Annotated in this window: 12 protein-coding genes; 7 read left to right on the top strand and 5 right to left on the bottom strand. The window is 69.9% G+C overall.

Translation table 11 applies throughout. The features are described 5' to 3' along the window. Nucleotide 1: 1 nt before the first annotated feature. Both QFZ67_RS33020 and QFZ67_RS33025 read right to left on the bottom strand, forming a co-directional pair. Nucleotides 2–1,897, bottom strand: coding sequence for an AAA family ATPase (locus tag QFZ67_RS33020; RefSeq protein ID WP_307666061.1), 1,896 nt, complete (start codon nt 1,895–1,897; stop codon nt 2–4). 413 nt (nt 1,898–2,310) lie between these two features. Continuing rightward, nucleotides 2,311–2,943, bottom strand: a complete 633-nt coding sequence (locus QFZ67_RS33025; RefSeq protein ID WP_307664695.1) for a uridine kinase — start codon at nt 2,941–2,943, stop codon at nt 2,311–2,313. 171 nt (nt 2,944–3,114) lie between these two features. Between QFZ67_RS33025 and QFZ67_RS33030 the strand changes: the two genes are divergently transcribed. The 3 genes from QFZ67_RS33030 (at nt 3,115) to QFZ67_RS33040 (ending at nt 5,541) form a co-directional block, all read left to right on the top strand. Beyond that, nucleotides 3,115–4,539: a peptidase C39 family protein gene (locus tag QFZ67_RS33030; RefSeq protein ID WP_307664696.1), complete on the top strand. Its 1,425-nt coding sequence runs from the start codon at nt 3,115–3,117 to the stop codon at nt 4,537–4,539. A gap of 118 nt (nt 4,540–4,657) precedes the next feature. Next, the gene (locus QFZ67_RS33035) at nt 4,658–4,816 is read left to right on the top strand and encodes an SCO1431 family membrane protein (RefSeq protein WP_307664697.1); all 159 of its coding nucleotides are present in this window, start codon (nt 4,658–4,660) and stop codon (nt 4,814–4,816) included. A gap of 50 nt (nt 4,817–4,866) precedes the next feature. Next, the gene (locus QFZ67_RS33040) at nt 4,867–5,541 is read left to right on the top strand and encodes a TetR/AcrR family transcriptional regulator (RefSeq protein ID WP_307664698.1); all 675 of its coding nucleotides are present in this window, start codon (nt 4,867–4,869) and stop codon (nt 5,539–5,541) included. A 51-nt stretch (nt 5,542–5,592) separates the two neighbouring features. Here the strand turns inward: QFZ67_RS33040 and QFZ67_RS33045 are convergent, their stop codons facing one another. Further along, the gene (locus QFZ67_RS33045; RefSeq protein WP_307664699.1) at nt 5,593–6,849 is read right to left on the bottom strand and encodes a glycoside hydrolase family 18 protein; all 1,257 of its coding nucleotides are present in this window, start codon (nt 6,847–6,849) and stop codon (nt 5,593–5,595) included. 342 nt (nt 6,850–7,191) lie between these two features. On the opposite strand from QFZ67_RS33045, the gene QFZ67_RS33050 reads away from it, so the two are divergent. Beyond that, complete coding sequence (locus tag QFZ67_RS33050) at nt 7,192–8,364, top strand: acyl-CoA dehydrogenase family protein (RefSeq protein WP_307664700.1); 1,173 nt, start codon at nt 7,192–7,194, stop codon at nt 8,362–8,364. Nucleotides 8,365–8,685: 321 nt separating this feature from the next. Here QFZ67_RS33050 and QFZ67_RS33055 read toward each other — a convergent pair whose 3' ends face one another. Further along, the gene (locus tag QFZ67_RS33055; RefSeq protein ID WP_307664701.1) at nt 8,686–8,979 is read right to left on the bottom strand and encodes a hypothetical protein; all 294 of its coding nucleotides are present in this window, start codon (nt 8,977–8,979) and stop codon (nt 8,686–8,688) included. A 235-nt stretch (nt 8,980–9,214) separates the two neighbouring features. Here QFZ67_RS33055 and QFZ67_RS33060 point away from each other — a divergent pair, with 235 nt between their 5' ends. Both QFZ67_RS33060 and QFZ67_RS33065 read left to right on the top strand, forming a co-directional pair. Continuing rightward, nucleotides 9,215–10,339 carry a hypothetical protein gene (locus QFZ67_RS33060; RefSeq protein WP_307664702.1) on the top strand — a complete coding sequence of 375 codons (1,125 nt, stop codon included), beginning with the start codon at nt 9,215–9,217 and terminating at the stop codon, nt 10,337–10,339. Nucleotides 10,340–10,376: 37 nt separating this feature from the next. Then, entirely contained in the window at nt 10,377–11,456 is a 1,080-nt protein-coding gene (locus QFZ67_RS33065) for a phosphotransferase family protein (RefSeq protein ID WP_307664703.1), read from the top strand. A gap of 7 nt (nt 11,457–11,463) precedes the next feature. Here QFZ67_RS33065 and QFZ67_RS33070 read toward each other — a convergent pair whose 3' ends face one another. Further along, on the bottom strand, nt 11,464–11,871 hold the full coding sequence (locus tag QFZ67_RS33070; protein ID WP_307664704.1) for a hypothetical protein: 408 nt from the start codon (nt 11,869–11,871) through the stop codon (nt 11,464–11,466). A gap of 204 nt (nt 11,872–12,075) precedes the next feature. Here QFZ67_RS33070 and QFZ67_RS33075 point away from each other — a divergent pair, with 204 nt between their 5' ends. Next, a complete protein-coding gene (locus QFZ67_RS33075) occupies nt 12,076–12,516 on the top strand; it encodes an Lrp/AsnC family transcriptional regulator (RefSeq protein ID WP_307664705.1) in 441 nt (146 codons plus the stop codon). Nucleotides 12,517–12,523: the final 7 nt, after the last annotated feature.

Consider the following 12,523-nt stretch of genomic DNA (forward strand, 5'->3'; position numbering starts at 1 on the left):
TTCAGACCTGCGGAGGATCCTGCGGGCCGCGGTCGACAGGACCGCGGCCCGACAGGACCTCGCCGTACGCCTGCATCAGATCGGGCAGCCGCAGTGTGGAGAGGTCCTCGCGGGTGGGCGTGCCCGGGTATCCGGACAGCCGCAGATCCCGGTAGGCGCAGCTCTTCTCGTACAGGGTGCGCAGAAAACGGCCGTTGCCGAGCTCGTCGATCCAACCCTGGTCGACCACGTGCCCGCTGATCGAGCGCAGCTCATCGCGGACCTCGTCGTCCCACACATCGCCGTTCTCGGCGGCCAGCACTTCGCCGATCGCGGTCAGTTCGAGAGGGCGGTACGAGGGGAAGTCGACCCGTGTGGTGAAGCGGGAGGAGAGCCCTGGGTTGGAGGCGAGCAGCCGGTCCATGCCCTCCGGGTAGCCGGCCAGGATGACCACCAGGTGGTGGCGGTTGTCCTCGGCGCGCTTGAGGAGGACCTGGAGGGCCTCGTCGCCGTACGCGTCGCCCTTGGAGTAGCCGGTGTTGGAGAGGCTGTACGCCTCGTCCACGAACAGCACACCGCCGAGCGCCGAGTCGATCAGCTCATTGGCCTTCACCGCCGTCTGGCCCAGGAACTCTCCCACCAGGTCGGAGCGTTGGGCCTCCACCAGATGGTCGCCGCCGAGCAGCCCGAGCGCGTAGAAGACCCGGCCGAGAATGCGGGCGACGGTGGTCTTGCCCGTGCCGGACGGGCCCGAGAAGACAAAGTGCCGTTTCGGCGGCTGGACCGGGAGGCCCTGGCCGGCGCGCAGCCTGGCCATCTTCAGCTGCGCCGACAAGGCCTTGACCTGCCGCTTGACCGGCTCCAGTCCGACCATCCGCTCCAGCTCGGCGAGTGCCTCGCCGAGCAGCACCGGATCGGTGGGGCCTGCCGGAAACGCCGGGGGCGCCGGCTGGGCCGGCACCACCGCCCTGTGCCGTGCGCCCCCGGGCGGGACGCTCGGCACGGAGCCGGGGAGCTGGGTCTGCGGATCGGCGGCCATCCGTGCCTCGGCCGCGACCGGCCCCTCGCCGTCGGCCTGCCCGTCCACCGCGTCCTGGCCGAAGCCCGCAAGCGACACGGCCGCGTACCCGGACGACTCGTCGTACCCGTCGATGCCGTCGTACTCCGCGATCGCCGCGAGTCGCGCGGAGGTGTCCATGAAGGCCGGGTCGATCCTGTGCACCGCCCGGTACAGCGGCAGGGCGGCGGCGCTGCGGCCGGTGCCTTCGTGCGCACGCGCCAGCCAGTAGCGCAGCTCCTTGCGCTGCGGCTGCTCGCTGCGACAGCGCATCAGGGCGGCGGAGAGCAGCGGCTCGGCCTGCCCGTACATCTCCAGGCGTACGCGTGCCATGCCGCCGAACAGCCCGGCCTCGATGCCCAGTAACGGATCGTTGATCAGCGGCTCGGTGTGGCGTACGAGCTGTTCCCAGTCCTTGACCAGATACGCGCGGCAGGCGTGCAGAAAGCGCACCTGCGGGTCCGCGTCGACCGGCGGCAGCCCGGCGAGTGCCTGGTCCAGCTCCGGCACATGGCGGCCGTCGAGCCAGTGGGAGGCGTGCGCGAGCAGCAGATCGCGCGGGCTCTCCAGCACCGGCTGGACCCACCAGCCCAGCCAGTACCAGGAGTTGAGGGTGCGGCGGTGGCGGGCGCGCTGGTCGCCGAAGCGTTCGCGGGTGCTGTACATGCGCAGCAGCGCGGTCGTGGTGTCGACGCGCAGGGCATGGAGCCCGAGCCAGCCGTCGGCCATCCCGGGATCGAGCCGCACGGCGGTTCGGAACTCCTCCTCCGCCTGCGGATACGCACCCATCGTGCAGGCGTCCACGCCGCGCACCCAGGCGAGGTCGGCCGGGGCCGGTACGCCCTGCGTGCCGATGTCCATCAGGTCCCCCACAAAAGTGCACCTGTCGTGTGTCTCCCGGGGGGCACGGCGCCCGACAGCGGCTTCGCCGCGGGCCAGACCTCCGGTGCCGGGCGGACGCCCGGCGGGCAACGCACTGAACCACCTTGCCGTGGACGGGAATTGACCCCACCGAGGTGCATCGTACCTGCGCAAAGGGGTTGCGACGAAGGGCGCGGCAAGCTGTCCGGTGGCCGTGACCCTGGGTAAGCGGGGGCGGGGTGCCGCGCCGGTGATGCGGGGGAGAGGGCAGAACGAAGCCCCCGATCACGGGGGAACAACCGGGGGCTTCGCGTCTGCGGCGGCTCCGGAAAGCCGCACATTGAGAACGTAAGACCTGTACGCCTCCTCGGTCAAGAAGAGTTGAGGCACTCTTGAGGCGGAATTCCGACTGCTCAGTATGTCGGGGGAAAGCAGTCACCCTGTGTGATGACTTGATTCGGACGCGCTGTCGCAGCAGGTCCCGGGCGCCACTCATAACCCTCGTGGCACTCACGTACCAGGGCATCGGCGTACAGACGTGAGGGGTCCGCGGCGAAATGGCGTGTCTCCGCCACTGTCCAGCCGTCCCAGAAGGCGGAAAGTCCGCTTCCGTCGCGTCGGCGGCCCCGCTGCCAGGACTCTTCTGCGTCCCGCTCCATCCACAGCAGCCACGCCAGATACGGGCGCAACTCCCGTCGCCCTGCTCCCACGCCCTCGATCAGCACGACAGGAGCGGCCTCCAGCGCGCGTGGCGGACCGAAGCGGCGCAGATTCCAGTCGTACGGGTCGTAGTGCGCCGTCCGGCCGTGCGCGAGGGGATCGATCACCTGGGTCAGCATCCGGTCCGTCCACGCGAAGAACTCCTCGTGGGTGGCGAGATCGTCCAGATGGAGCACCGGCACATCGTCGCCGACTGCCGCCGCGAGCCGGGCGGCGAAGGTGCTCTTGCCCGATCCGGCGTGGCCGTCGATCCCGATCAGCCGCACGGGTCCGCACGATGGCGGGAGTGTGCGCAGCGCCGGGGCCTGCCGGTCGAGGTCGTCCATGCCGCAAGCCTATGAGGGCGGCGGGCCCCGCCGCAGGTCACTCCCCCTGCGGGGGGACCCCCAGTGGACGAGACCAATATTGGTGGCGCGACGCGTCTCCGGGCGCTGGCAGAAGTCCGCCCGGACCCGCAATAGTTGCCCCACTGTCGCGCACCCTGACTTGGGGGTCCCATGACCAGAGCTACTTCGCGCCGAGCCGTGCTGAGCGCCGCGATCGGGGCAGCGGCGGGTGCGGGTGCGCTGTCCTCGTCCGCGATGCCGGCCGCCGCCGCGCCGGGCGGGACGCTCCCGGAGCCGGAATCCGTCGGGCCCGCGGAGTCCGCCGGGCCTGCGGGAGGCACAGGGCCCGCGGGACGCGCGCCCGCGCCGGCCGTGGACAACCACTTCTGGACCTCGTACACCGACTGGCGCCTCGGCACCGCGGCCGGCACCCGGGCCGTCGCGGGAAGCCGCCCCGGCCTGGTCATCGAGGGCCCCACTGGCCGCACCGACTACACCGACCCGCACACCGGACAGACCACCACCTGGGAGTACGGCACCTGGACCTCGCCCGTCCACCTCTCCCGGGTGCCCGCGACGGAGGTCATCGCCTCCTGGAACGCGCGCACCCCGGCCGGCACCTGGCTCCAGGTCGAGCTGCGCGGCAGCTACTCCGACGCCACCCGGACGCCCTGGTTCGTGATGGGCCGCTGGGCGGCGGGTGACGGCGACATCCGGCGTACCTCCCTCGACGACCAGACGGACGGGAAGGCGAGCATCTGGACCGACACCTTCTCCGTCGATGACGCTTCGAGCGGGCTGCGGCTGAACTCGTACCAGCTACGGCTGACCCTCTACCGCAGGCCCGGCACGAAACTGACGCCCACCGTCTGGCGGCTCGGCGCGATGGCCTCCGACATCCCCGACCGCTTCACCGTGCCCGCGTCTACGCCGGGGCTCGTGCGCGAGCTGCCCGTGCCGCGCTATTCGCAGAACACGCACATCGGCCAGTATCCGGAGTACGACAACGGCGGTGAGGCGTGGTGCAGCCCCACCTCATCGCAGATGATCATCGAATACTGGGGCCGGAAGCCCACCCCGGCCGACCTGTCCTGGGTGAACCCGGCCTTCGCCGATCCGCAGGTCTGCCACGCGGCCCGCTTCACCTTCGACCACCAGTACAACGGGTGCGGAAACTGGCCCTTCAACGCCGCCTACGCGGCCACCTACCAGGACATGAGCGCGGTCGTCACCCGGCTGTCCTCGCTCAGCGACCTGGAGACCTTGATCCGGGCCGGCATCCCGGCCATAACGTCCCAGTCCTTTCTCAAGGGAGAGCTGACCGGGGCGGGCTACGGGACCTCCGGGCATGTGATGACGGTGATCGGCTTCACGGCCGGCGGCGATGTGATCGCCAACGATCCGGCATCGGCCGGTAACGAGGCCGTACGCCGGGTCTACAAGCGCGCCGAGTGGGAGACGATCTGGCTCCGCACCAAGCGCTACAACGCGAGCGGCAAAGTGGTCTCCGGCACAGGCGGCGTCTGCTACCTGTACTGGCCCGCCGGCCCGACGGCCGCCCAGCGCCGGGCTCTGGCGGCATTCGGCATCCGCTGACGTGCCGAGTGTCCCCCGGGGTAGTGACGTACGTCTCTACCCCGGGGCCGGTATCGCTGGCACTGTGGATGGGTCACCCGGGGGGACGCACCTGCCAGCCGACTGAACGAGACGCACCATGACTTCGACCGCTGCCACCGCTGCCACCGCCGCCCGCGCCGAGACCCGCGCCCGCACCGGCGGCCCCGAGGACGGCTCCAGGGTCCTCGAGCACGTTCTCGGCTGGACGCTCGTCGTCGTCCTCGCCATGTTCGTCACCCAGCTCGGCCTGATCTGAGGTCTGCCATACTGCGCGGATTCTGTGGCAGTTGGAGACTGGGGTCGAACTTGAATAATGGTCAACGGTGTGGCGCGACCGGACGATCCCAGATACGCCGCGGTGAACTCATCGCAACCGGACGGAAGTTGTTCGCCGACACTTCCTACGACGCGCTGTCGATGGACGACATCGCCAGACACGCCGGAGTCGCCAAGGGCCTGGTCTACTACTACTTCAAAAGCAAGCGCGGCTACTACCTCGCCATCATCGAGGACTCGATGGCCGACCTCGTCTCGCGCGCCGCGGGCGACACCGAGCTGCCGCGCGCCGAGCGTGTGTACCGCACGGTCGACGGCTATCTGCGCTTCGCCCATGACCATCAGGCGGCGTTCCGCACGATCGTCACGGGCGGCGTCGGCTTCGACACCCAGGTGCAGTCGATACGGGACGCGGTGCGCGAGGAGCTGATCGCGGCCATCGCCGAAGGCGCCTACGGCAACCGTGACATCCCCATGCTGGCCCGGCTGGCGCTGCTCGGCTGGCTCAGCGGCGTCGAGGGGATCACCCTCGACTGGCTGGGCCACCAGGAGCCGGCGCGCGAGACCGTGTGCGCGCTACTGATTCGGATGCTGCGCGGCACGCTCCACACGATCGCGGAGTTCGAGCCCGAGTGCCCTGAACCGCCGGCCGAGTCCCTGCCGGCCGCGCTCGCCGAGGCCGTGCCCGAGCCGGCCCAGGCATGACGCGAGGGCGGGCAGCCGCACCCGGCTGCCCGCCCTCATCGTGTCCGCAGGCTAGTTGATGGCCTTGATCAGCTCTCCGTTCGAGGTGTCACCGCTGAGCTCCCAGAAGAAGGTGCCGCCCAGGCCCTGCTGGTTCTTGTAGTTCATCTTTCCCGCGATGGTGGCGGGGGTGTCGTAGCTCCACCACTGGGTGCCGCAGTGCGCGTACGCCGTCCCGGCGACGGTCCCATTGGCCGGGCACCTGCCCTTGAGCTCCTTGTAGTCGTCGATGCCCTGCTCGTACTTGCCGGGCGCGGCCCCGGTCGCCGTCCCGCCCGGCGCCTTCTGCGTCACGCCCGTCCAGCCCCGTCCGTAGAAACCGATCCCGAGCAGCAGCTTCGACGAGGGGATGCCGAGGCCCTTCAGCTTCTTGATCGCGGCGTCGGAGTTGAAGCCCTGCTGCGGAATGCCGGTGTAGGAGGTGAGCGGCGAGTGCGGGGCCGTGGGGCCCTGCGCCGCCCAGGCGCCGAAGAAGTCGTACGTCATCGGGTTGTACCAGTCGACGTACTGGGCAGCGCCCGCGTAGTTCGCCTTCTCGATCTTGCCGCCGGACGAGCCGTCCGCGGTGATCGCAGCGGTAACCAGGTTGGAGCTGCCGAACTTCGAGCGCAGCGCGGACATCAGGTTCTTGAAGGACTCGCGCCCGCTGGTGTCGCAGGTCAGGCCGCAGGCGTTGGGGTACTCCCAGTCGATGTCGATGCCGTCGAAGACATCCTTCCAGCGCGGGTCTTCGACGAGGTTGTAGCAGGACTGGGCGAAGGCGGCCGGGTTGGCGGCGGCCTGGCCGAAGCCGCCGGACCAGGTCCAGCCGCCGAAGGACCAGAGGATCTTGAGGTTCGGGTGGAGCTTCTTCAGCTTGCGCAGCTGGTTGAAGCTGCCCCGCAGCGGCTGGTCCCAGGTGTCGGCGACGCCGTCCACGCTCTGGGCGGCGGTGTACGTCTTCTCGTAGTCGGCGAAGGCGTCACCGATCGCGCACTTGCCGCCGGTGACGTTTCCGAAGGCGTAGTTGATGTGGGTGAGCTTGTTCGCGGAGCCAGAGGTCTGGATGTTCTTGACGTGGTAATTGCGGTCGTAGACGCCCCATTCGGTGAAGTAGCCGATCACCTTGTTCCCGGCTGCCGCCGGGGCGGCAGCGGTCTTCTTGGCCGGGGCGGACTCGCCGGCGGAGGCGAGGTGGGCGCCGGTGAGCAGGGTCGCGCCGAGTGCGGCGGTACACGCGGCGGCGATGAGCGCCCTCAGGCGGGCGCGGGGACGGTGTGGTCCGAGCATCAGGTCTCCTCGTGGGGGAGGGAGAGTGAGTGGGGGCATGCGCTGTCGACCGTCTGACTTCTTTGGCATGAACGCGGCCATGCGCTGGGGGGAACGCTAGAAGGACTAGACCAGTGCGTCAATGGTTCGGACCAATTCCGACCGCGGCGCACGGGAAAACGGAGCTGACAATTCCCACCCGTGACGGAAGTCCGCTGATCGGGCATACTCAACGCGCCACAGCCGCCGTCGAGCCGCTTTCGTGATCCGGAAGGGCAGCATCGGCCTGGCAGTAAGTCCGGCGGCGCGCCCACACCCTTCGCGCGCGACGCCGCAGCGCCCGACAGGGAGGAGAGCGCCGTAATGCCCGACCGCGCCCCGCAGCCGGTGGAACGCCAACTGCCCACCGAGGAATCCAGGGATCTGATCGCCCTGGTACGCGACATCATCCAGCGGGAGATCGCCCCCCGGGCGGCTGAGGAGGAGGACTCCGGGCACTTCCCGCGCGAAGTCTTCTCGCTTCTCTCCGAGTCCGGACTGCTCGGCCTTCCGTACGACTCCGAGTACGGCGGCGGAGACCAGCCGTACGAGGTCTACCTCCAGGTACTCGAAGAGCTCGCCGCCGCCCGCCTCACCGTCGGCCTCGGCGTCAGCGTCCACTCCCTCGCCTGCCACGCACTCGCCGGCTACGGCACCAAGGAGCAGCAGACCGAGCATCTGCCCGCCATGCTCGGCGGCGGCCTGCTGGGCGCGTACTGCCTGTCCGAGCCCGGCTCCGGCTCGGACGCCGCATCGCTGCGGACCAGGGCCGTGCGTGACCAGGACAGCTGGGTGATCACCGGCACCAAGTCGTGGATCACGCACGGCGGGATCGCCGACTTCTACACCGTGATGGCCCGGACCGGCGGGGAGGGTGCCCGCGGCATCACCGCCTTCCTGGTCCCGGGCGACACACAGGGCCTGAACGCGGCCGCCCCCGAGAAGAAGATGGGGATGAAGGGCTCGCCCACCGCCCAGCTCCACTTCGACGGCGTACGGGTCCCTGACTCCCGCCGGATCGGAGAGGAGGGCCAGGGCTTCGCGATCGCGCTCTCCGCGCTCGACTCGGGCCGGCTCGGCATCGCCGCCTGTGCGGTCGGGGTCGCGCAGGCGGCCCTGGACGAGGCCGTCTCGTACGCGACCGGGCGCCGGCAGTTCGGACGGCCCATCGCCGACTTCCAGGGGCTGCGCTTCATGCTCGCAGACATGGCCACCCGGATCGAGGCGGGGCGAGCGCTCTATCTCGCCGCCGCCCGGCTGCGCGACGCGGGACGGCCGTTCTCCCGGCAGGCCGCCATGGCCAAGCTGTTCTGCACCGACGCGGCGATGAGCGTCACCACCGACGCGGTCCAGGTGCTCGGCGGCTACGGCTACACCCTGGACTTCCCGGTCGAACGCTATATGCGCGAGGCCAAGGTGCTCCAGATCGTCGAGGGCACCAACCAGATCCAGCGCATGGTCATCGCCCGTCACCTGGCCGGACCTGAGACTCGCTGAACCTAAGCAGCCGGGTTCGTGGGTGCCGTGGGCCAGGGGGCGTTGACGGTTGGTGTTCGGTGGGTGGTTTTCGCCGCTGAACCTAGGCAGCCGGGTTCGTGGGTGCCGTGGGCCAGGGGGCGTTGACGGTTGGTGTTCGGTGGGTGGTTTTCGCCGCTGAGCCTAGTCGCCCGGGTTCGTGGGTGCCGTGGGCCAGGGGGCGTTGACGGTTGGTGTTCGGTGGGTGGTTTTCGCCGCTGAGCCTAGTCGCCCGGGTTCGTGGGTGCCGTGGGCCAGGGGCGTTGACGGTTGGTGTTCGGTGGGTGGTTTTCGCCGCTGAGCCTAGTCGCCCGGGTTCGTGGGTGCCGTGGGCCAGAGGGTGTTGGTGATTGCCGTCCGGTGGGTGGTTTTCGCGGCCGAGCGCCAGACAGTCCGCGGCGCCCCGAAAGCCGGCGGCGCCGTGAGCCTGCTCCACTCCGGGTCGCGGCGCCCCGGCAGGGTCTTGCCCTTGCTCGCCCACAGCTGGAGCAGCTCCCGGTAGATGGGCGGATCGGCCGGGTGCGGAACCGATTCTTCGGGTGGCGGTGTCGCCAGTCGGCGCCGACCGTGACTGGTCGTGGAGTACAGCAGGGTCATGTCTGGGGAACGCACCGCGCCGGTGGCGGGTTACCGCTGGGGCAAATCGCGCGGAAGTTCGCGACCTACCCGCCGCTGGGGGGCTTGCCGCTGAGTCGCCCACCGGACAGCAACCACCAACGCCCCCAGGCTCACGAACCCGGGTGCTCGGGTGACACGAGTATGGCGCCCGGGCCCCGTCTCCGGCAGAGTTTCTGACGTACCGTCAACTCGCCTGCCGACCAGGAGGTCAGCCGTGTCCGACGACCGCCCGATCGCCCTCGACGAATACCCCGTCCACCAGGCGCCCCTGTCGATGAAGTACCTGGTCACCGGCGACCGCAACGCCTACGACCGGTGCATCTTCCAGGTCTTCGACCACCAGGGCCACGCCCTGCTCATCGTCGGCCTCGGCGTCTACCCCAACACCGGAGTCATCGACGCCTACGCCACCTTGCGCATCGGCGACCGGCTGCACGCCGTGCGCGCGTCCGACGCACTCACCGACGACCGGATGAATCTCGCCGTCGGACCGCTGAGGATCACCGTCGACGAGCCGCTGCGCCGCCTCACACTGCACTGCGACGCCGACCCGGACGACCCCGGCTCCCTCTCGTACGCCATCACCTGGAGCGCCGGCTTCCCCGCCGTCTGGGAACCGCACCACGTCCAGCGCCGCGGCGACCGTCTGATGCTGGAAGGCCGCCGCTTCGTCCAGGCGGGCAGTTGCACCGGCGTCATCCGTGTCGCCGGCGAGGAGATATCCGTCGGCGCGGGGGAGTGGACCGGCACCCGGGACCGCAGCTGGGGCGTGCGGCCCATCCCCGGCGAGGAAGACGGCCGCGCGGCCGAAGAGCTGCGGCCCGATGGCTTCCACTGGCTCTGGATCCCCGTCCGATTCGAGGACCGCTTCCTGATGGTGATCGCCCAGGAGGACGCTGACGGGTACCGCACCCTGAACGATGCCGTCCTCGTCCGCGACGGTCACCACGACGTCCAACTCGGCTGGCCCCAGACCGACATCAGTTATCGCCCCGGCACCCGCCATCCCCAGCGCGCGGTCGTCCACCTCACCGACCCGGCCCGCAAACCCCTCGAACTCGGCGTGGAGATCCTCGCCTCCTCGCCGCTCGCCGTCGGCGCGGGCTATCCGCCCGCTACCGACTGGCAGCACGGAACCTGGCAGGGCCGGGGCTGGACGGACCGGCGCGTCTACGACCTGTCCGACCCCACCGCCCACCCCATGGCCGCCTTCGGCGTCACCGACCACTCGGCCCGCTTCACCCTCGACGGCCGGATCGGCCACGGGATCTTCGAGCACGGCAGCTTCGGCCGGCACGACCCGAGCGGCTTCACCGGCTATGAATCGGTCGCGACCTGACCTCCTGACCCCCTCGCCTCCCGAGAGGAGTTGGCAGATGGCAACGGCACCACGCCCCCGCACCACCACCCGTGATCCAGACGAGCTCGCCCGCCGTCTCACCGCCTGGCTGGACGCCCGGCTGCCCGGCGCCAAGGTCTGCGGTGTACGGGTTCCCGAGTCCAACGGGATGTCGAGCGAGACGCTGCTCTTCGACATCGAGCACCCTGAACCACCGGTAAGAGCCTGCGCGTTGCGGCTCGCCGCCGACCCCGCCGCCTACACGGTCTTCCCGGTGTACGACATGGCGCGGCAGTACCGCACCATGCGGGGCGTCGCCGAGCACACCGACCTCCCCGTCCCGCGCGTGCTGTGGCTGGAGGAGGACCCCAGGGCGCTGGGAGCGCCCTTCTTCGTGATGGAGCGCGTCGAGGGGCGGGTGCCGCCCGACGTCATGCCCTATACGTACGAGGGCAATTGGCTGCACGCCGCGAGCGACGACGAGCGCGCGCGGCTCGAAGTAGCGACGGTCTCACTGATCGCCCGCCTGCACGACCAGCACCCGGTCGAACCCGCGAAAGGAAGTGCGCTGCGCCGCCATGTCGAGGCCCAACGGGCGTACTACGCCTGGGGGGTGGACAGGCTGCCGCGCTCACCGCTCATCGAGTCCGCCTTCGACTGGCTCGACGCGCACTGGCCCGCCGACGAGGGCGAGACGGTCCTCAACTGGGGCGACGCCCGCATCGGCAACATCATCTACGACGGCTTCGAGCCCGCGGCCGTACTCGACTGGGAGATGGCCGGCTACGCCCCGCGCGAGGTCGACCTCGGCTGGACCGTCTACCTGCACCGCTTCTTCCAGGACCTGACGGTGACCTTCGGTCAGCGCGGGCTGCCCGACTTCCTGCGCCGCGACGCCATCGAGGACCGCTATGCCCGGCTCACCGGACACCGCCCGCGCGACATGGAGTTCCACACCCTCTACGCCGCGCTGCGGCACGCAATCGTCATGCTCCGAGTGGCCTACCGACAGGTCCACTTCGGTGAAACGCAGGTGCCCGAAGACCCGGACGCCCTGATCCTGCACCACGCCAGTCTCGCCGCCATGGTGCAGGGGAGCTACTGGACCCAGGTTTGAGAATGTCCTAGGCCGCGTGGCGCCGCATCTGCGGCACCCGCAGCGGACGCGAGCCCGGACCGCCGACGTGCGAGAAGGGCTGCGTCCGCCAGTCGAGCCCCTGGGGGAGCGTCAGCAGCAACGCGGTGTCCTGCTCCTGGACCTCGAGGGTCTCGTCCGCGGGGCGCGCCTGCGAGGCGGGACGGCCCGTACCGGCGCACACGGTGAGCCCGAACGGATTCCACGGGGTGGGGCACAGCGCGTGCTCCGGCAGGACGTCCTCGTCCGCCAGCAGCGCGATCGGCTGCGCGCAGTCCGGGCAGATGACCCGGAACATCTCAAAGGTGTCGTACGCGTCGAGCTCGTCGATCTCGGCCGGTTCGGCCGAATCGACAGGCTCCGGTTCGGTACGTCCGGTGTTCTTGACACTCTGCATGGAGAATCTCCCCCTCGGGTGGGCCGACCAGGCACTTGCGGCCTCGACCACAGCAAGAAATTCCCCACGCGCCCGGCAGGTAACCGCGGGGTCACGACCGACCGGTCCACAAACCTGTGGCATTCGTCACATGCCCGCCGCAGGTGCCCCCGCACGCCGCAGCCGACTGTGCCGGAAGCGACCTGGGGCAATAGGTTGATCCGCATGGAGGAGCTGGATCGTCAGATCGTGGAATTGCTCGTCAAGGACGGGCGGATGAGCTACACCGACCTGGGCAAGGCCACTGGCCTGTCCACCTCGGCGGTGCATCAGCGCGTCCGCCGTCTGGAACAGCGTGGCGTCATCCGCGGCTATGCCGCGGTCGTCGACCCCGAGGCGGTCGGGCTGCCGATCACCGCGTTCATCTCGGTCAAACCCTTCGACCCGAGTGCGCCGGACGACATTTCGGAGCGTCTCGCCGACGTGCCCGAGATCGAGGCCTGCCACAGCGTCGCGGGCGACGAGAACTACATCCTCAAGGTGCGCGTCTCGACCCCGCTGGAGCTGGAGCACCTGCTCACCCGCATCCGCTCGCTGTCCGGGGTATCCACCCGTACCACGGTCGTGCTCTCCACCCCGTACGAGGCACGCCCGCCGCGTATCTAGGCTGGTC

Source organism: Streptomyces sp. V1I1, from assembly GCF_030817355.1.
Lineage (GTDB): Bacteria > Actinomycetota > Actinomycetes > Streptomycetales > Streptomycetaceae > Streptomyces.